At 71.9% G+C, this 17,895-nt stretch carries 18 protein-coding genes; 12 read left to right on the top strand and 6 right to left on the bottom strand.

The window, feature by feature from the left end; genetic code table 11:
• Window positions 1–137 precede the first annotated feature (137 nt).
• Entirely contained in the window at window positions 138–1,532 is a 1,395-nt protein-coding gene (locus AOK22_RS23735; protein ID WP_055700735.1) for a glutamine synthetase family protein, read from the top strand.
• 172 nt (window positions 1,533–1,704) lie between these two features.
• On the top strand, window positions 1,705–2,976 hold the full coding sequence (locus AOK22_RS23740) for a cytochrome P450 (protein ID WP_055700736.1): 1,272 nt from the start codon (window positions 1,705–1,707) through the stop codon (window positions 2,974–2,976).
• A 21-nt stretch (window positions 2,977–2,997) separates the two neighbouring features.
• Here AOK22_RS23740 and dusB read toward each other — a convergent pair whose 3' ends face one another.
• Both dusB and AOK22_RS23750 read right to left on the bottom strand, forming a co-directional pair.
• Window positions 2,998–4,137: a tRNA dihydrouridine synthase DusB gene (gene dusB, locus AOK22_RS23745; RefSeq protein WP_055700737.1), complete on the bottom strand. Its 1,140-nt coding sequence runs from the start codon at window positions 4,135–4,137 to the stop codon at window positions 2,998–3,000.
• A 47-nt stretch (window positions 4,138–4,184) separates the two neighbouring features.
• A complete protein-coding gene (locus AOK22_RS23750) occupies window positions 4,185–5,039 on the bottom strand; it encodes a helix-turn-helix transcriptional regulator (RefSeq protein WP_055700738.1) in 855 nt (284 codons plus the stop codon).
• Between the two features lie 101 nt (window positions 5,040–5,140).
• On the opposite strand from AOK22_RS23750, the gene AOK22_RS23755 reads away from it, so the two are divergent.
• From AOK22_RS23755 to AOK22_RS23775, 5 genes are all read left to right on the top strand, one after another.
• Window positions 5,141–6,646 carry an MFS transporter gene (locus tag AOK22_RS23755; protein ID WP_107102013.1) on the top strand — a complete coding sequence of 502 codons (1,506 nt, stop codon included), beginning with the start codon at window positions 5,141–5,143 and terminating at the stop codon, window positions 6,644–6,646.
• A gap of 123 nt (window positions 6,647–6,769) precedes the next feature.
• Window positions 6,770–8,236 (top strand): MFS transporter, encoded by a 1,467-nt coding sequence (locus AOK22_RS23760; protein ID WP_055700739.1) that lies wholly within the window; start codon window positions 6,770–6,772, stop codon window positions 8,234–8,236.
• Between the two features lie 143 nt (window positions 8,237–8,379).
• A complete protein-coding gene (locus AOK22_RS23765) occupies window positions 8,380–9,396 on the top strand; it encodes an aldo/keto reductase (protein ID WP_055700740.1) in 1,017 nt (338 codons plus the stop codon).
• Between the two features lie 25 nt (window positions 9,397–9,421).
• Entirely contained in the window at window positions 9,422–10,006 is a 585-nt protein-coding gene (locus AOK22_RS23770; protein WP_055700741.1) for a TetR/AcrR family transcriptional regulator, read from the top strand.
• 73 nt (window positions 10,007–10,079) lie between these two features.
• On the top strand, window positions 10,080–10,721 hold the full coding sequence (locus AOK22_RS23775) for a GNAT family N-acetyltransferase (RefSeq protein ID WP_055700742.1): 642 nt from the start codon (window positions 10,080–10,082) through the stop codon (window positions 10,719–10,721).
• A gap of 13 nt (window positions 10,722–10,734) precedes the next feature.
• Here AOK22_RS23775 and AOK22_RS23780 read toward each other — a convergent pair whose 3' ends face one another.
• A complete protein-coding gene (locus AOK22_RS23780) occupies window positions 10,735–11,382 on the bottom strand; it encodes a class I SAM-dependent DNA methyltransferase (protein ID WP_055700743.1) in 648 nt (215 codons plus the stop codon).
• Between the two features lie 51 nt (window positions 11,383–11,433).
• Complete coding sequence (locus AOK22_RS23785) at window positions 11,434–11,841, bottom strand: hypothetical protein (protein ID WP_055700744.1); 408 nt, start codon at window positions 11,839–11,841, stop codon at window positions 11,434–11,436.
• 168 nt (window positions 11,842–12,009) lie between these two features.
• Here AOK22_RS23785 and AOK22_RS23790 point away from each other — a divergent pair, with 168 nt between their 5' ends.
• Window positions 12,010–12,825: a helix-turn-helix domain-containing protein gene (locus tag AOK22_RS23790; RefSeq protein ID WP_055700745.1), complete on the top strand. Its 816-nt coding sequence runs from the start codon at window positions 12,010–12,012 to the stop codon at window positions 12,823–12,825.
• Here the strand turns inward: AOK22_RS23790 and AOK22_RS23795 are convergent.
• On the bottom strand, window positions 12,822–13,028 hold the full coding sequence (locus AOK22_RS23795; protein WP_055700746.1) for a hypothetical protein: 207 nt from the start codon (window positions 13,026–13,028) through the stop codon (window positions 12,822–12,824). The two genes, AOK22_RS23790 and AOK22_RS23795, sit on opposite strands and share 4 nt — an antisense overlap.
• A 105-nt stretch (window positions 13,029–13,133) precedes the next feature.
• Window positions 13,134–14,516 (bottom strand): glycine--tRNA ligase, encoded by a 1,383-nt coding sequence (locus AOK22_RS23800; RefSeq protein WP_055700747.1) that lies wholly within the window; start codon window positions 14,514–14,516, stop codon window positions 13,134–13,136.
• Window positions 14,517–14,693: 177 nt separating this feature from the next.
• Between AOK22_RS23800 and AOK22_RS23805 the strand changes: the two genes are divergently transcribed.
• From AOK22_RS23805 to AOK22_RS23820, 4 genes are read left to right on the top strand one after another with little or no spacing between them, the layout of a single operon-like run.
• On the top strand, window positions 14,694–15,665 hold the full coding sequence (locus AOK22_RS23805) for a metal ABC transporter substrate-binding protein (RefSeq protein ID WP_055700748.1): 972 nt from the start codon (window positions 14,694–14,696) through the stop codon (window positions 15,663–15,665).
• A gap of 32 nt (window positions 15,666–15,697) precedes the next feature.
• The gene (locus AOK22_RS23810) at window positions 15,698–16,498 is read left to right on the top strand and encodes a metal ABC transporter ATP-binding protein (RefSeq protein ID WP_055700749.1); all 801 of its coding nucleotides are present in this window, start codon (window positions 15,698–15,700) and stop codon (window positions 16,496–16,498) included.
• A gap of 13 nt (window positions 16,499–16,511) precedes the next feature.
• Window positions 16,512–17,405, top strand: a complete 894-nt coding sequence (locus AOK22_RS23815; protein WP_055700750.1) for a metal ABC transporter permease — start codon at window positions 16,512–16,514, stop codon at window positions 17,403–17,405.
• Window positions 17,406–17,413: 8 nt separating this feature from the next.
• Window positions 17,414–17,878: a Fur family transcriptional regulator gene (locus AOK22_RS23820; RefSeq protein WP_079036771.1), complete on the top strand. Its 465-nt coding sequence runs from the start codon at window positions 17,414–17,416 to the stop codon at window positions 17,876–17,878.
• Window positions 17,879–17,895 lie beyond the last annotated feature (17 nt).

Here is a 17,895-nt window from a genome sequence, read left to right on the forward strand (position 1 = left end):
GACGGACGACAGGCGCCCCCGCCCAAGGCGCAGGCGCCAGGACCCTTGTTCCGGGGCCCGTGGCGCCATATCGTTTGAGGTCAAACAATAGAACGCGCACACGCCCCGATCCACCCCGCAGAAAGGATGGGACCCGGGTGAGCGATGAAGCGAGCGCCGCACACGAAGCCGTCACCGTCACCGAGACCGTCGAGTCGCTGCGCGCCGCCGGCACCGACGTCGTCCGCGTCATCTACCCCGACCTCATCGGCGCCGACCGGGGCCGCGACGTCCTCCTCGGCCACCTGCCGAGCGCCTGCGGGCACGGTCTCACCTTCTGCCGCGCCGTCTACCACACCACCCCCCGAGGCGACGTCGTCCCCATCCCCGGCGGCCTCGACAAAGGCCTCCCGGACCTCTGCGTCCACCCCGACCTGGACACCCTGAAGCCCCTCCCCTGGGAGTCCGGCGTCGCCTGGTGCCTGGGCGACACCGTCGACCCTCTCACCGGCGCCCCCGTCGCCGAGTCACCCCGCGCCCTCCTGCGCCACGTACTCGACCAGAGCGCCGCGTACGCCGGGGACTTTGCCGGCGCCGACGGCGTCCACCCCGTCGTCGGCCCCGAGCTGGAGTACTTCCTCTGCGACCCCGACCCCGCCGCCCCCTCCGGCTGGACCCCCTACGGCGGCGCCACCGGCAACGTCTACAGCGCGGGCCGCCGCGGCGACCCCGACGGCCATCTGCTGCGCACCCTGCGCCAGTTGGCCGGCCTCGACATCGGCGTCATCGCGGGCAACCACGAGTTCGACGGCGGGCAGTTCGAGGTCAACCTCATCCACTCCGAGGCCCTGGACGCCGCCGACCGCGCGTTCCTGTTCAAGGCGGCCGTCAAGGAGACCGCCCGCCGCGAGGGCCGCCTCGCGACGTTCATGGCGAAGCCGTTCGGAGGGCTCGGCGGATCGGGGTTCCACCTGCACCTCTCCCTCGTCGACGGCTCCGGCCGGAACCTCTTCGACGGCCCCGGCGGCGAGGACGGCCTCTCCGACGCCGCCCGCCACGCCGTCGCCGGCGTCCTGCGGCACGCGCCCGCCCTCACCGCGCTGGCCAACCCGACCGTCAACTCCTACAAACGGTTCGGCCCCGACACCCTCGCCCCCTGGCTGATCGACTGGGGCCTGGACAAGCGCAGCGCGATGGTGCGGATACCGCCCGAGCGGGGCGCGGGAGCCCGCCTGGAACTGCGCCTCGGCGACGCGTCCGCCAACCCCTACCTCGTCGTCGCGGGCACCGTCGCCGCCGTCCTGCTGGGCCTGCGCGACAAGCCCGAGCCGCCCGCCCCGCTGGAGGGCTACGGCTACGACGAGGCGTCCGCGCCCCGCCTGCCCGGCACGCTGAGCGCCGCCCTGGACGCGCTGGAGGCCGACGAGGCGTTCACGGGGCTGCTCGGCGAGGGCTTCACGCGCGCGTTCCTGACGTACAAGCGCGACGAGATCGAGCGCTACCAACAGGCCGTCACGGACTGGGAGTTCACGGAGTACGCGTTCCTCATCTGAACACACTCCCCCAGAGCCCCCAGAGCCCCCAGCCGGAAGAACAACCCAGGACCCCCAGAACCACAGAACACCAACACCGAGAGCCGACCACCGACCACCGACCACCGACCACCGACCACCACACACCGAACTCCACGAGGAACCAGAAGAAGCGTCCCGGAGGAGCACGTCCATGCGCACGGCAACCCCGCCGCCCCTCTCCCTCTCCGACGTCGACCTCGCCGACAACGACCGGTTCACCGACCGCGCGCTGCCCTGGCGGATGTTCGACGTGCTGCGCCGCGAGGACCCCGTCCACTGGCAGCCCGAACCCCCGCCCAACTCCGGCTTCTGGGCGGTCACCCGGCACGCCGACATCGTGCGCGTCGACCGTGACCCCGAGACGTTCACCTCGGAGCGGTTCACCAACCTCGAAGAGGTCGACGAGGACTACATCGCCCTGCGCCGCTCTCTCCTGGAGACCGACGGCCTGCGGCACCGGGCGATGCGGCTCATCCTCCAGAAGCGGTTCACGCCGCGCGCCGTCGCCACGTACGAGACGTTCCTGCGCGGACTGACCGCCCGCACCCTCGACGCGGCCCTGCCCAAGGGGACCTTCGACTTCGTCAGGGAGATCTCCGCCGACTTCCCGATCAACGTGCTCGCGCGGATGCTCGACGTCCCCGAGGACGACACCCAGCAGCTCATCGACTGGGGCAACCGCATCATCGGCAACACCGACCCCGACTACGCCGACGTCCTCCTGGAGAGCGCGGAGAGCGAGCGGTACCGCGATCTGCCCTTCCGCTCCCCCGCGTCCCTCGAAGTCTTCGCGTACGGAAGGGAGTTGGCGAAGCAACGGCGCGGCGGCAGCGGCGACGACCTGGTCAGCACACTGGTCAACAGCTCACCCAAGGACGGCGTGCCGCTCTCCGCGACGGACTTCGACAACTACTTCCTGCTGCTCGTCGTCGCGGGCAACGAGACGACCCGGCACGCCATCTCGCACTCGATGCTCGCGCTGATCGAGCACCCCGAGGAGCGCGCCAAGCTGGTCGCCGACCCCTCGCTGATCCCCGCCGCGGTCGAGGAGTGCCTGCGCTGGGCCTCGCCCGTCTACCACTTCCGCCGCACCGCGACCCGGGACGTCGAGCTCGGGGGCAAGCGGATCAGGGAGGGCGACAAGGTCGTGCTGTGGTTCGCCTCCGGCAACCGCGACGAGAGCGTCTTCCCGGACCCGTACCGCTTCGACGTCACCCGCGAGAACAACGACCACGTCACCTTCGGCAAGGGCAGCCCGCACTTCTGCCTGGGCAACTCGCTGGCCCGCCTGGAGATGCGGGTCATGTTCGAGGAACTGCTGCCCAGGATCGCGGACATCGAGGTCGCCGGTGAAGTGCGGCGCGTACGGTCGAACTTCGTGAACGGGATCAAGGAACTGCCCGTCACGGTCACCCTGACGTGAGGATCGCCCCCGACGCGGGAGTCAGCCCCCGGACGTGTCCAGCTCCGCGTCCTCGCTGACGCCCGCGCAGTCGTAGGGGTCCTTCAGCCAGCCGTCCGGCAGGACCACGCGGTTGTTGCCCGAGGTGCGCCCGCGCGGCCCGTCCGCACCGGCCGGCCACGGCTGGTCGAGGTCCAACTCGCCCAGGCCGTCCTCCAGTTCGGCGAGGGACGACGTGATCGCGAGGCGCTTGCGCATCTCGGAGCCCACGGCGAAGCCCTTCAGGTACCAGGCGACGTGCTTGCGGAAGTCGATGACACCGCGCGACTCGTCGCCGATCCACTCGCCGAGCAGGGTGGCGTGCCGCAGCATGACGGCGGCGACCTCGCGCAGGTCGGGCGCCTTGGGCGCGCCCGTGCCCTCGAAGGCGGCGACCAGGTCGCCGAAGAGCCAGGGGCGGCCGAGGCAGCCGCGGCCCACGACGACGCCGTCGCAGCCGGTCTCGTCCATCATCCGGACCGCGTCGGCCGCCGACCAGATGTCGCCGTTGCCGAGCACCGGGATCTCGGGGACGTGCTCCTTGAGGCGGGCGATGGCGTCCCAGTCGGCCGTGCCGCCGTAGTGCTGGGCGGCGGTGCGGCCGTGCAGCGCGATGGCCGTGACGCCCTCCTCGACGGCGATCCGGCCCGCGTCGAGGAAGGTGATGTGCTCGTCGTTGATGCCCTTGCGCATCTTCATCGTGACCGGCAGGTCACCCGCCCCCGCGACCGCCTCGCGCAGGATCGCGCGCAGCAGGGGCCGCTTGTACGGGAGCGCGGAGCCGCCGCCCTTGCGGGTGACCTTGGGGACGGGACAGCCGAAGTTCAGGTCGATGTGGTCGGCGAGGTTCTCCTCGGCGATCATGCGGACCGCCTTGCCGACGGTCGCGGGGTCGACGCCGTACAGCTGGATGGACCGGGGCTTCTCGGTCTCGTCGAAGTGGATCAGCTGCATGGTCTTCTCGTTGCGCTCGACCAGGGCGCGTGTCGTGATCATCTCGCTGACGAAGAGGCCCTTGCCGCCCGAGAACTCCCGGCACAGCGTCCTGAACGGCGCGTTCGTGATGCCCGCCATGGGGGCGAGCACGACGGGCGGCTGCACGGTGTGCGGGCCGATCGACAACGGCTGCGGCTGGGACGGCATCGGGCTCTCCGGGGCGTACGGGCAAGGGGGCAAGCCTCTATTGTCCCTCACTCCCGCGACTGCTCCGCGAGCCGCTCCAACCGCTCCTCGGTCTCGTCGTCGGCCGGTACGTACGCGATCAGGCGGTGGGCCTGGGCCAGCGGGGCCATCCACAGCATGCGGTGCTCCAGGCGGAGCAGGCCGACCTCCGGGTGCTGATAGCGCTTGACGTGCGGCGACATCGTCGCCACCTCGTGCCGCTCCCACAGCGCGCGGAACTCGGCGGACGCCCCGAGCAGCCGGTCGCGCAGCTCCTTCCAGGCGGGCTCGGCGCCGTGCTCGGCCATGGAGCCCCGGAACTTGGCGACCAGGTCGCGCAGCATCTCGTCCCGGTCGAGGAAGGTCTCGCGCCAGCTGTCGCTGGTGGCCAGGAGCCACAGGCAGTTGCGGTCGCGGGGCGCCATCGCGTCGAAGTCGCCGAAGACGTGGGTCCAGGAGCGGTTGTGGGCGAGGACGTCGTAGCGGCCGTTCTGCACGGTGGCCGGGTAGGGGGCGACGCGGTGCATGAGACGGCGGACCGGCGCGGAGAGCGCGGTGCACTCGGCCTCGGGGCGCGGGTCGACGGCCCCGCCGAGCGCGAAGAGGTGGGCGCGCTCGCTGGGGTCCATGAGCAGCGCGCGGGCGATCGCGTCGAGGACCTGCGCGGACACCTTGATGGGCCGGGCCTGCTCCAGCCACGTGTACCAGGTGACGCCCACGGCGGCGAGGTGCGCGACCTCCTCGCGGCGCAGGCCCGGTGTGCGGCGGCGGGCGCCGCGCGGCAGCCCGGCCTGCTCGGGCGAGACGCGTTCCCGGCGGCTGCGGAGGAAGGCGGCGAGCTCCTGACGGCGGATGTCTGCCCCGGCGGGCGCGGTAACGGTCACCTCTCCAGGCTGGGCCATCCCGCAGCCTGTTTCCAGGTTCGCCCGGTACCAGGATAAGGAGGCTCTGGTACCCCCTTGGGGGCCGTAACACCGTCGTATCCGTGACTGCCTCGCCCCCTACCGACGCAACCGCCTCCGTTTCCGACTCCGATTCCCGGTCCGATTCCGGCTCCGACTCCACCTCCACCTCCGAATCCGGCTCCGGGCCTCGTGCGAGAACCGCGGCCTCCCTCACCCCCCTGGGCCTGTTCACCGTCCTGCTCGGGGCCTCCCTCTCCAGCATCGACTTCTTCATCGTCAACGTCGCCCTGCCCAGCATCGAGCGCGACCTGCGCGCCTCTCCCGCCACGCTGGAGATGGTCGTCGCGGGCTACGCGGTGGCGTACGCCGTCCTGCTCGTCCTCGGCGGCCGGCTCGGCGACACGTACGGACGCAGAAGGCTCTTCCTGTGGGGCGTGGCCGCCTTCGGGCTGACCTCGCTGGCCTGCGGACTCGCGCCCGGCGCGTGGTGGCTGGTGGCGGCGCGGGCGGCCCAGGGCGCCGCGTCCGCGCTGATGCTGCCGCAGGTCCTCGCCACCATCCACGCCACGACGCGCGGCGAGCGGCGCGCGCGGGCCGTCGCGGTGTACGGCTCGGTCAGCGGGCTCGGGGTCGTGCTCGGGCAGGTGCTCGGCGGGGTCCTGGTCGCCGCGGACCTCGCGGGCACCGGCTGGCGCATGGCGTTCCTGGTGAACGTGCCGGTCGCGGTGGCCGCGCTGCTGTGCGGGGTACGGGCGGTGCCGGACAGCCGGGCCGAGCGGCCCCGGCGCTCGGACCTCGGCGGCACGGTCCTGCTCGGCGCCGCGCTGACCGCGCTGCTGCTCCCCCTGTCGGAGGGCCGGGCCACGGGCTGGCCTCTCTGGTCGGTGCTGCTCCTGGCCGCCGCACCGCTCCTGGCCCTGGCGTTCGCGGCCGTCGAGCGGCGGGCGGAGGAGAGCGGCGGCAGCCCGCTGCTGCCGCCGTCGCTGCTGCGCGAACCCGGCGTGGGCAGGGGGCTCGTCCTCGGTCTGCCGATCTTCATCGGGTTCAGCGGCTGGATGTTCGTCACGGCGGTGGTCCTCCAGCGGGGCCTCGGGTACGGGGCGCTCAAGGCCGGTCTGACGCTGATCCCGATGGGCGTCGCGCAGTGCGCCGCGTCGTTCCTCGCGCCGCGGCTCGCGGCGCGGCTGGGCGGCCGGGCGATGGCGGTGTGCGCGCTGGTGCACGGATCGGGTCTGGTGGTGCTCGCCGGGACCGTCCTGGGGACGCCGTGGTCCGCGCTCGGCCCGCCGGCGCTCGCGCCGGGACTCGTCCTGTGCGGCCTCGGCCAGGGCGTCGAGCTGGCCCTCTACTACCGGATCGTCCTCGCCGCCGTGCCGGCCGCGCGGGCGGGCGCGGGCAGCGGGCTCGCGGCGACCGTGCAGCAGTCGTGCCTGGCCGTGGGCGTGGCGACGCTCGGCTCGCTCTTCCTCGCGCTGGTGCCGTCGCTCGGCATGCGGGACGCGTTCGTGACCGTGCTCGGCGCGCAGTTGGCGGGGCTGCTCGGCCTCGCGCTCCTGAGCCTGCGCCTGCCGCGACGGCTCGGCTGAGGGTGCCCGCGCGCCCTGGGCTCCGACTCGGCTGACGGTGCCCGAGCGCCCTGGGCTCCGGCTCGGCCGGCGGCGCCCAGGGCGGCCTGAGCGGACGGCCGCCCCGAGGACTACCGTCGAAAGATGCCCCCTGAACTCACCCACCGCAGACGGATGCTCGTCCTCGCGATCTGCTGCATGAGCCTGCTGATCGTCAGCCTCGACAACACCGTCCTGAACGTCGCCCTCCCCACCATGCAGAAGGAGTTCGACGCGAGCGTCGCGGGCATGCAGTGGACGATCGACGCGTACACGCTCGTCCTCGCCTCGCTGCTCATGCTGGCGGGCTCGACCGCCGACCGGATAGGCCGCCGCAAGGTGTTCCGGGCGGGCCTGGTGATCTTCACGCTCGGCTCGGTGCTCTGTTCGCTCGCCCCGGACCTGGAGTCCCTCGTCGCCTTCCGCATGCTTCAGGCGGTCGGCGGTTCGATGCTCAACCCGGTCGCGATGTCGATCATCACCAACACCTTCACCGACCCGCGCGAACGGGCCCGCGCCATCGGCGTCTGGGGCGGCGTCGTCGGCATCTCCATGGCGGCGGGCCCGCTGGTCGGCGGGGTGCTCGTGGACTCCGTCGGCTGGCGCTCGATCTTCTGGGTCAACCTGCCGGTGGGCCTCGCCGCGCTCTTGCTGACCCTGCGGTACGTCCCCGAGTCGCGCGCCCCGAAGCCGCGGCGCCCCGACCCGGTGGGGCAGCTGCTCGTGATCGTGCTGCTCGGCGCGCTGACGTACGCGATCATCGAGGCGCCCAAGGCCGGCTGGACGTCGCCGCTGATCCTCGCCTTCGCGGGCGCGGCGCTGCTCGGCCTGATCGGGCTGCTCCTGTACGAGCCGCGCCGCGCCGAACCCCTCATCGACCTGCGGTTCTTCCGGTCGGCGCCGTTCAGCGGGGCGACGGTGATCGCGATCGCCGCGTTCGCGTCGCTGAGCGGCTTCCTGTTCCTGTCCACCCTCTACCTCCAGGACGTACGCGGCCTGGACGCGCTGCACGCCGGGCTGTGGATGCTGCCGATGGCGGCGATGACGCTGGTCTGCGCGCCGCTGTCGGGACGCCTGGTGGGCAGCCGCGGCCCGCGCCTCTCCCTGCTGGTGGCCGGGGTGGCGCTGACGGCGTCGAGCCTGCTGTTCGCCGCGTTCGAGGCGGAGGACTCCAGCGGGACGCGCCTGCTGTCCTACGTCCTGTTCGGCCTGGGCTTCGGCTTCGTGAACGCGCCGATCACCAACACCGCGGTCGCCGGGATGCCGCGCGCCCAGGCGGGCGTGGCCGCGGCGGTCGCGTCCACCAGCCGCCAGATCGGTTCGACGCTCGGCGTCGCGGTGATCGGCGCGGTCCTGGCGTCGGGCGTCGCGTCCTCCTCGTACGCGACCGGCTTCTCGGAGGCGAGCCGTCCGGCCTGGTGGATCATCACGGGCTGCGGTGTGGCGGTGCTGCTGCTGGGGGCGCTGACGAGCGGGCGGTGGGCGCGGGAGACGGCGCGGCGGGCGGCGGAGCGGTTCGAGGAGCCGGAGCCGGAGCCGAAGGCGGCGCCGCAGGTCACGGACGGCAGATGACGAACACCTGAGGGCCCGCACCCCCGCACCCCCGCCCGACGAATCGCAGATGACAGATGACGGATGACGGATGACGGATGACAGATGACAGGTATCAGATGACAGATATTGAAATCTGTCATCTGTCATGTCATGGTGGAGGCATGCGCACTCTCACCCTCGGAAACACCGGCCCCCGCACCTCCGCCCTCGGCCTCGGCTGCATGGGCATGTCCGCGCTGTACGGCGACGCGGACCGGACCGAATCCATCGCGACCATCCACGCCGCCCTCGAAGCGGGCGTCACGCTCCTGGACACCGGCGACTTCTACGCCATGGGGCACAACGAGATGCTGATCGGCGAGGCCCTGCGCTCCGCCCCGGCCGCCCGCCGCGAGCAGGCGCTCACGAGCGTGAAGTTCGGCGCCCTGCGCGACCCGGACGGCGGCTGGTCCGGGTACGACGGGCGTCCGGCAGCGGTCAAGAACTTCGCCGCGTACTCGCTGCAGCGCCTCGGCGTCGACCACATCGACGTGTATCGGATCGCCCGCATCGACCCCGACGTGCCCGTCGAGGAGACGGTGGGCGCCATCGCCGAGCTGGTCGAGAAGGGGTACGTGCGGCACATCGGCCTCTCCGAGGTCGGCGCCGACACGATCCGCCGGGCCGCGGCCACGGCGCCGGTCTCCGACCTCCAGATCGAGTACTCGCTGATCTCGCGCGGCATCGAGGCGGAGATCCTGCCGACGGTCGCCGAGCTGGGCATCGGCGTCACGGCGTACGGCGTGCTCTCGCGCGGCCTGATCTCCGGCCACTTCACCCGCGACCGGCAGCTGGCGGCGAACGACTTCCGCGCCATGAGCCCCCGGTTCCAGGGCGAGAACCTCGACCGCAACCTCGACCTGGTCGACGCGCTGCGCAAGATCGCCGACCAGAAGGGCGTCAGCGTCGCGCAGACCGCCATCGCCTGGGTGCTCGCGCAGGGCCCCCGGCACGGCGCGGCGATCGTGCCGCTGGTCGGCGCCCGGCGCCGGGACCGGCTGGACGAGGCGCTCGGCGCGCTCGGCGTGACGCTGGACGACGCGGACCTGGCCGCGATCGAGGCGGCGGTCCCCGCGGGCGCGGCGGCCGGCGCGCGCTACCCGGAGGCGCAGATGGCACACCTCGACAGCGAACGCTGACCTTCCCCCGGGTACGGTCTACGCCATGGCGACCGCGGCTCCCCTCACCCCCGAACGCATCCTCGAGGCGACCGAGGAGGTGCTGCGGCGGCACGGCGCGGCCAAGGCCACGGTGGTCGACGTGGCCCGCGCCCTCGGGGTGAGCCACGGCACGGTCTACCGCCACTTCCGCACGAAGGCGGAGCTGCGCGGGGCGGTGACGCGGCGCTGGCTGGACCGCACCTCGCGGACCCTCTCCGGGATCGTCACCGGCGCCGAGCCGCCCGAGGCGAAGCTGCGGCACTGGCTGGCGGGCCTCTTCGAGGCCAAGCAGCACAAGGCAGGCGACGACCCCGAGCTCTTCGCCACGTACACGGTGCTGACCGACGAGAACAGCGACGTGGTCGACGCCCACATCGCCGACCTCACCGGCCAGCTGACCGCGATCGTCCAGGAGGGCGTGGAATCGGGCGACTTCACCGCGCCGGACGCCGCGACGACGGCCCGCGCGATCTTCGACGCCACGAGCCGTTTCCACGACCCGTCCTACGCCCCGCACTGGTCGCGCCCCGAGATCGGGGCGGCGTTCACGGCGGTGGTGGACCTGACGGTACGAGGCGTCAGGGCCTGAACCCTCGATGACGGCCACCCCGCTGGCGTAATATCCCCGGCGGGGTATCAGTCATTACTCGGAGGGGGCCAGGATGTGGGAGATCGCGCGCTCGTGGGTCGACGGATGGACCGTCTCGCGGCGGACACCGAAGCCGGTGGACACGCCGTGGGGACTGAGCGTCGACGTCGGGCTGCCGACCCAGGTGGTGCGTCACGTCCTGCTCGACACCGACGCCGGGACCGCCCGCGAGCTGGTCGGCACGGTCACCGAACCGACCACCTGCGTCAAGGGTTTCCTGGCCCCGGACGTCATGGCGCCGTGGTTCTCGCCCGCCTGGGAGCCGATCGACCCCTGCTTCCTGATGGCCGTGGAGCTGCGCCCGTCCACCGTGCGCGCGCCTGACGGCTACACGGCCACCACCGGGACCGCCGACGGCCTCGTCAGTGTGCGCGTCCTGGCCGCCGACGGGCAGGTGGCCGCGCGCGGCCAAGTGGGCCTGTGCGGCACCGCCTGCGTCTTCGACCAGATCATCACCGAGGAGGCCCACCAGCGCCGCGGCCTCGGCACGGTGGTGATGGCCGCCCTCACCGAGGCGGCCATCGAGCACGACGCGACCACGGGCATCCTGGGCGCCACCGTCCAGGGCCGAGCCCTCTACGAAACCCTGGACTGGAAGGTCCTCGCCCCCTTGACGGGCTTCACCTACCGGCCCGCCACCGTCCGACCGGTCTGATCGCCCCGGACCCTCAGCCCGTGGCATCCCTGCGCAGCAACAAGTGACCCCGCCGGAACCGTTCCCCCTCCCACGGTTCGCGCAGCATCCTGCCGATCTCGGTGAAGCCGGAGCCGGTCACCCGCTCCGCGAGGGCGTCGATCGGCCAGCGGTACGCCGTCGTCACCTTGTGGTCGAACGGCGTGACCGGGTCGCCCTCCGCCTCGAAGAAGGCGAGCAGGAGGTGGCCGCCGGGAGCCAGGACCCGGTGGAACTCCGTGAAGTACGGCGCCAGTTCACCCGGCGGCACATGGATCACCGAGTACCAGGACACGATGCCCGCGAGACCTCCGTCGGGCAGGTCGAGGGCGTCCATGGAGCCGACCTCGAACCGCAGGTCGGGGTAGGTCTCGCGGGCCAGGCCGACCATCGCCGGCGACAGGTCGACGCCGAAGACGTCCAGGCCCAGGTCCCGCAGCAGGGCCGTCACCGGGCCGGGGCCGCAGCCCAGTTCGGCGACGGTCCCCGCGCCGTCGGCGCGTACGTGGTCGGCGAACGCGCCGATCATCGCGCGGTCCAGCGTGGGGCCGTTGAGGTCGTCGCGGGCCAGTCCCGCGTACACGGTGGCGATGGCGTCGTAGGCGTCCGCCGTCTCGGCGAGGTAGGTGGAGGATTCAGTCACACACGGACCCTAGGGCCTCCCTCCGACAACCACGACGGCGGCCGAGGCTCCCTACAGTCCGTCCTCGGTCGGCCTGTGCTCCACGTACTCGATCACCGTGCCGTCCCGGTGGCGGGCCGTGAAGCCCGAACCCGTCGGCACCTTGATCAGCGGATCCGTGATCTCCGCGCCCTCCGCCGCCAGGCGCTCCAGGTACGCGTGCGCCGAGTCGACCAGCAGCGTCCCGTGCGTCGCGCGGAAGGGCGCCAGCGTCTCCTCCGTGCCCTCGATGAGCAGGAAGGCGCCCACCACCGCGAGGTTGAGCTTCTTCGCGGGGTACGCGAACCACATGTCCCGTTCCGTGCCCAGGAGTCGCTCGTAGGACGCCGCCACGGCGTCCAGCGTGCCGGGGCCCGTGTAGACGCGGATGAGGGGGCGGGGTTCGGCCAGGTCCGAGGAGTCGTTGCGACGACGCCACATCGTCGGGGTCTCGGCAGGGGCTGCGGATGAGGCTTCGGCAGAGACTTCGGCAGAGGTCCCGGCAACGGCTTCCGTACGTGTTTCGGTCATGCGACCAGCCTCGCCGCACCCAACTCCCCCAGCCAGAGGGGCATCTGTGCGGGTGAGTCCAGGTCATAGGCTGAGGTCATGGAGACCACCGAGCAGGCCACCGCCCCCGCCGACGCGCTCCGGCGCGGCCTCGGCGGGTTCCTGCGCGCCCACCGCGAGCGACTCTCCCCGGCGGACGTCGGGCTGCCGCGCACCGCCCGCCGCCGCACGTCCGGCCTGCGCCGCGAGGAGGTCGCCGCGCTGTCCGGCGTCTCCGTGGCCTGGTACACCTGGCTGGAGCAGGGCCGCGTGGACACCTCGCGGCAGGTGCTCGACGCCGTCGCCCGCGCCCTGCGCCTCGACGCCGCGGCCCACCGGCACGCCCTGACCCTCGCCGGTTTCGCCCCCGCGGCCGAGGAGCCGGGCACCCCGGACGACCCGGTTCTGCGCGCCCTGCTGGACAGTTGGCCCGACAGCCCGGCCCTGCTCCTGGGCCCCGCCCTGGACATCCTGGCCTGGAACCGCGCGTACGCCGCCCTGTGGCCCGATCCCGCGGACCTCCCCCCGGAGCGGCGCAACCTGCTGCTCCTGCTGGTCGGCGACGCCCGGCACCAGCGGCTGCTGCCCGACTGGGAGCCGGTGGCCACGGAGTTGTACCGGCATCTGCGCACCCGCGCGGACCGCCGCCCGGACTCCGCGGACTTCCGCCGGCTCACCGCCCGCCTGGAGGCGGCGCGGCCGGACCTGTCGGCGTGGTGGGCCTGCCGGTCCGTGGGCGACTTCGCCGCGCGCACGGTCGCGCTCGTCCCCGAGGACGGCGGCCCCGCCCGCCGGTACGGAATGACGCTCCTGCTCACCCCGCAGGCCCCGGACGCCGCGATCCTGGTCCTGACCCGGCAGGAACCCCGCGGCTAGGAGCCCGACGGGTCCACCGTCGCCTGATGCTCCTCCGCCAGGTGTTCCTCGGCCTTGAGCCACGGCAGGAACTGCGCCTTCCTGCGCCATCCGCAGGTCCCGCAGCTCAACTGCCGCTGCATGCCCGCCTTCTGGACCCGCACGACGTGCTCGCGTCCGTGCTGGTCCCATCTGCTGACCTTGCTCGTGGTCATCGGAAGCATGCGCTTCAGTGTGCACAGAAGCCCCCGGTTCCATAACCCGGAACCGGGGGCTTCCACGAGCTTCCTACGGCGTCACGCCGAGGGCACGCGCCTGGGCGTCAGGCCTCAGCAGCCCACCAGGCGCGCGGCCAGGTAGCCCTCGATCTGGTCGAGGGAGACGCGCTCCTGCTTCATCGAGTCGCGCTCGCGCACCGTCACCGCGTTGTCGTCGAGGGTGTCGAAGTCGACCGTCACGCAGTACGGCGTGCCGATCTCGTCCTGGCGGCGGTAGCGGCGGCCGATGGCGCCCGCGTCGTCGAACTCGATGTTCCAGTTCTGCCGCAGCGCGGTCGCCAGGCCCTTCGCCTTCGGGGACAGCTCCGGGTTGCGGGACAGCGGCAGGACCGCGACCTTCACCGGGGCGATGCGGTGGTCGAAGCGCATGACCGTGCGCTTCTCCAGCTTGCCCTTGGCGTTCGGGGCCTCGTCCTCGATGTAGGAGTCGAGGAGGAAGGCGAGCATCGTGCGGCCGACACCGGCCGCGGGCTCGATGACGTACGGAGTCCAGCGCTCGCCGGCCTCCTGGTCGAAGTAGGACAGGTCCTGGCCGGAGGCCTTGGAGTGCGCCGACAGGTCGTAGTCGGTGCGGTTGGCGACACCCTCCAGCTCGCCCCACTCGCTGCCGCCGAACTGGAAGCGGTACTCGATGTCGGCGGTGCGCTTGGAGTAGTGGGAGAGCTTCTCCTTCGGGTGCTCATACCACCGCATGTTCTCCTCGCGCAGGCCCAGGCCGGTGTACCAGTTCCAGCGCTGCTCCATCCAGTACTCCTGCCACTTCTCGTCCTCGCCCGGCTTGACGAAGAACTCCATCTCCATCTGCTCGAACTCGCGGGTGCGGAAGATGAAGTTGCCGGGCGTGATCTCGTTGCGGAAGGACTTGCCCATCTGCGCGATGCCGAACGGCGGCTTGCGGCGCGAGGTCTGCTGGACCTGGGCGAAGTTGGTGAAGATGCCCTGCGCGGTCTCGGGGCGCAGGTAGGCGATGGAGCCGCTGTCCTGCGTGGGGCCGAGGTGCGTGGCGAGCATGCCGGAGAACTGCTTGGGCTCGGTGAACTGGCCCTTGGTGCCGCAGTTGGGGCAGTTGATGTCCGCGAGGCCGTTGGCCGGCGGACGGTTGTGCTTGGCCTCGTAGGCCTCTTCCAGGTGGTCGGCGCGGTGGCGCTTGTGACAGGAGAGGCACTCGGTGAGCGGGTCGGAGAAGGTCGCGACGTGGCCGGAGGCCTGCCAGACCTCGCTGGCCAGGATCACCGACGAGTCGATACCGACGACGTCCTCGCGCGAGGTGACCATGTAGCGCCACCACTGGCGCTTGAGGTTCTCCTTCAGCTCGACGCCCAGCGGTCCGTAGTCCCAGGCGGCGCGCTGACCGCCGTAGATCTCACTGCAGGGGAAAACGAAGCCACGGCGCTTGCTCAGGCTGACGATGGTGTCGATCTTGTCGGCGGCCACGGTGCTCTCTTCATGACGACGGCGGACGAAGCGGGAATACGCGCTCCGGGAGCGAATGCTTCAGGTTACCGGCGGCCTTACCCCCCTAATCAAATCGGTTCCGGTACGGCACCGGGCCCGGACCGGGACCGGACCCCTTGTTGACAATCGTTTCCACATTTGTTGAAAATGACTGTCATGAACGTACGACGCCTCATACCCACCGCCGCCCTCGCCTCCGCCACGGTCCTCGGCCTCACGGCGCTGACCGCCTGCTCCTCCTCGGCCGCGGACGACAAGGACGGCAAGCTGGACGTGGTGGCGTCGTTCTATCCCCTGCAGTACCTCGCGGAGCAGATCGGCGGCGACCACGTCTCCGTCACGAACCTCACCGAGCCCGGCCAGGAGCCGCACGACCTGGACGTCTCCGCCAAGCAGCGCGGACAGCTGGAGGAGTCCGACGTCGCCCTCTACCTCAAGGGCCTCCAGCCCGCCGTCGACGACGCGATCGACCAGTCCGGGATCGAGAACAAGGTCGACGCCACCTCCCTGACCGACATGGAGAAGCACGGCAACGAGGTCGGCGGGCACGCCGCCGAGCACGACGAAGAGGGTCACGACGACCACGGCCACGACCACTCGCACGAGGGCGCCGACCCGCACATCTGGCTGGACCCGGTGAAGTACGCCGAGGTCGCCGAGGGCGTCGGCAAGGCCCTGGAGAAGGCCGACCCGGACCACGCCAAGACGTACGAGAAGAACACCGCGGCCCTGGTGAAGAAGCTCGGTGGCCTGGACAAGGCCTTCAAGAACGGCCTGAAGGACACCGACTCCAAGGTCTTCATCACCACCCACGCCGCCTTCGGCTACCTCGCCGAGCGCTACGGCCTCACCGAGGAGGCCATCAGCGGCCTCGACCCCGAGGGCGAGCCCAGCGCCAAGCGCGTCAAGGACCTCCAGAAGATGGCGAAGGCCGACGGCGTCACCACCGTCTTCTACGAGACGCTCGTCAGCGACCGCACGGCCAAGACCCTCGCGAAGGACACCGGTCTGAAGACCGACGTGCTCGACCCGATCGAGGGCATCACGGACAAGTCCAGGGGCACGGACTACATCCAGGTCATGGAGTCCAACCTGAAGGCGCTGCAGAAGGCCCTGGGCGCCAAGTGACCCTCTCCCCCGCGGCTTTGGAGGCACGAGCCATGAGCAAGTCAGCCGAACCGGGCGACGCCGGCAGCACCGACAGCGCCGTCATATCCCTGCGCAGGGTCACGGCCGAGCTCGGCTCGCGCCCCGTGCTGCGCGGGATCGACCTCACCGTGCGCCGCGGCGAGGTCGTCGCCCTGCTCGGCGCCAACGGCTCGGGCAAGTCCACGGCCGTCCGCACGGTCATCGGCCAGGTGCCCGTCACCGGCGGCGAGGTCGAGATCTTCGGCACCCCGCGCCGCCGCTTCCGCGACTGGTCCCGCGTCGGGTACGTCCCGCAGCGCACCACCGCCGCGGGCGGCGTGCCCGCCACGGTCACCGAGGTCGTCGCCTCCGGCCGGCTCTCCCGCGCCCGCTTCGGCGTGCTGCGCAAGGCGGACCGCGAGGCCGTCGCCCGCGCCATCGATCTGGTGGGCCTCGCCGACCGCGCCAAGGACTCCGTGAACGCCCTCTCCGGCGGCCAGCACCAGCGGGTCCTCATCGCCCGCGCGCTCGCCTCCGAGCCCGAGGTGCTGATCATGGACGAGCCGATGGCGGGCGTCGACCTGGCCAGCCAGCAGGTCCTCGCCGACACCCTGCGCCTCCAGGTCGAGCGGGGCGCCTCCGTCCTGCTCGTCCTGCACGAGCTGGGCCCCCTGGAGCCGCTGATCGACCGCGCCGTGGTGCTGCGCGACGGCTGCGTCCTGCACGACGGGCCGCCCCCGGAGGCCGTCGGCCAGCACGCGCTGCCCGGCCACGACCACGTCCACCCGCACACCGCCGACGCCGAGCCGGTCCGTACCGGCCTGCTCACCTGAGGACGCGAGAACGATGGAACTCCTCGACTACGCCTTCATGCAGCGGGCGCTGCTCGCCGCCGTCCTGGTCGGCATCACCGCGCCCGCCGTCGGCATCTACCTCGTCCAGCGCCGCCAGGCCCTGATGGGCGACGGCATCGGCCACGTCGCGATGACCGGCGTCGGCCTCGGCTTCCTGCTCTCCACCTCGCCGGTGTGGATGGCGACGGCGGTCGCGATCGTCGGCGCCGTCGTGATGGAGCTGATCCGCTGGTACGGCAAGACGCGCGGCGACATCGCGCTGGCGATGCTGTTCTACGGCGGCATGGCGGGCGGTGTCATGTTCATCAACCTCGCCCCCGGCGGCTCGAACGCGAACCTCCAGTCGTACCTCTTCGGCTCGCTCTCCACGGTCTCCGAGGAGGACGTCACGGCGATCTGCCTGCTGGCCGCGTTCGTGGTCCTCGTCACGCTCGGCCTGCGCCGCCAGCTCTTCGCGGTCAGCCAGGACGAGGAGTTCGCGCGCGTCACGGGCCTGCCGGTGCGCGCCCTGAACCTGCTCACCGCCGTCACCGCCGCGGTCACCGTCACCGTCGCCATGCGGGTCGTGGGCCTGCTCCTGGTCTCCGCGCTGATGGTGGTGCCGGTGGCGGCCGCCCAGCAGCTCACCCGCAGCTTCGCGGCGACCTTCGCGATCTCCGTGGCCATCGGCGTCGCGGTGACGCTCGGCGGCACGGTCACCTCGTACTACCAGGACGTGCCGCCCGGCGCGACGATCGTGCTCCTGACCATCGGGGTGTTCATCGCCCTGACCGTCCTCGCCACGCCGCTGGCCCGGCGCAGGGCGCGCGCCACCGCCGCGGCCGAGGCCGCCGCCGGCGATCCCGTGGAGTGCGCCGTACCGGCCCAGCCGGTGGCCAAGACCTGACCCGCCTCATGAGCGACCTGGCACAATGGCCCGGCAGGCCCAGACCAGAGCGCAGACGCGAGGAGGCAACTGTGGGAGCCCCGGTTCGAGGCAGGTCGACCCGCCAGCGCGCGGCCGTGGCGGCGGCACTCGACGAGGTGGACGAGTTCCGCAGCGCCCAGGAGCTGCACGACATGCTCAAGCACAAGGGCGACTCGGTCGGCCTGACCACGGTCTACCGCACGCTCCAGTCGCTCGCCGACGCCGGCGAGGTCGACGCGCTGCGCACGAACGAGGGCGAGACGGTCTACCGCCGCTGTTCGACCGGCGAGCACCACCACCACCTGGTCTGCCGCGTCTGCGGCAAGGCCGTCGAGGTGGAGGGGCCCGCGGTGGAGAAGTGGGCCGAGGCCATCGCCTCCGAGCACGGGTACGTGAACGTGGCGCACACCGTCGAGATCTTCGGTACGTGCGCGGAGTGCGCGAAGAAGTAGCCGTCCGTACGTGAGGG

The sequence above is a fragment of the Streptomyces silaceus genome, from assembly GCF_001419745.1.
GTDB classification, from domain to species: Bacteria; Actinomycetota; Actinomycetes; order Streptomycetales; family Streptomycetaceae; genus Streptomyces; species Streptomyces silaceus.

Coding starts and splice junctions, on each gene's coding strand:
- AOK22_RS23740 (WP_055700736.1), top strand. CDS start 1,705: ATGCGCACGGCAACCCCGCCGCCCCTCTCCCTCTCCGACGTCGACCTC.
- AOK22_RS23775 (WP_055700742.1), top strand. CDS start 10,080: ATGTGGGAGATCGCGCGCTCGTGGGTCGACGGATGGACCGTCTCGCGG.
- AOK22_RS23810 (WP_055700749.1), top strand. CDS start 15,698: ATGAGCAAGTCAGCCGAACCGGGCGACGCCGGCAGCACCGACAGCGCC.
- AOK22_RS23770 (WP_055700741.1), top strand. CDS start 9,422: ATGGCGACCGCGGCTCCCCTCACCCCCGAACGCATCCTCGAGGCGACC.
- AOK22_RS23760 (WP_055700739.1), top strand. CDS start 6,770: ATGCCCCCTGAACTCACCCACCGCAGACGGATGCTCGTCCTCGCGATC.
- AOK22_RS23815 (WP_055700750.1), top strand. CDS start 16,512: ATGGAACTCCTCGACTACGCCTTCATGCAGCGGGCGCTGCTCGCCGCC.
- dusB (WP_055700737.1), bottom strand. CDS start 4,137: ATGCCGTCCCAGCCGCAGCCGTTGTCGATCGGCCCGCACACCGTGCAG.
- AOK22_RS23805 (WP_055700748.1), top strand. CDS start 14,694: ATGAACGTACGACGCCTCATACCCACCGCCGCCCTCGCCTCCGCCACG.
- AOK22_RS23765 (WP_055700740.1), top strand. CDS start 8,380: ATGCGCACTCTCACCCTCGGAAACACCGGCCCCCGCACCTCCGCCCTC.
- AOK22_RS23795 (WP_055700746.1), bottom strand. CDS start 13,028: ATGCTTCCGATGACCACGAGCAAGGTCAGCAGATGGGACCAGCACGGA.
- AOK22_RS23785 (WP_055700744.1), bottom strand. CDS start 11,841: ATGTGGCGTCGTCGCAACGACTCCTCGGACCTGGCCGAACCCCGCCCC.
- AOK22_RS23790 (WP_055700745.1), top strand. CDS start 12,010: ATGGAGACCACCGAGCAGGCCACCGCCCCCGCCGACGCGCTCCGGCGC.
- AOK22_RS23820 (WP_079036771.1), top strand. CDS start 17,414: ATGAGCGACCTGGCACAATGGCCCGGCAGGCCCAGACCAGAGCGCAGA.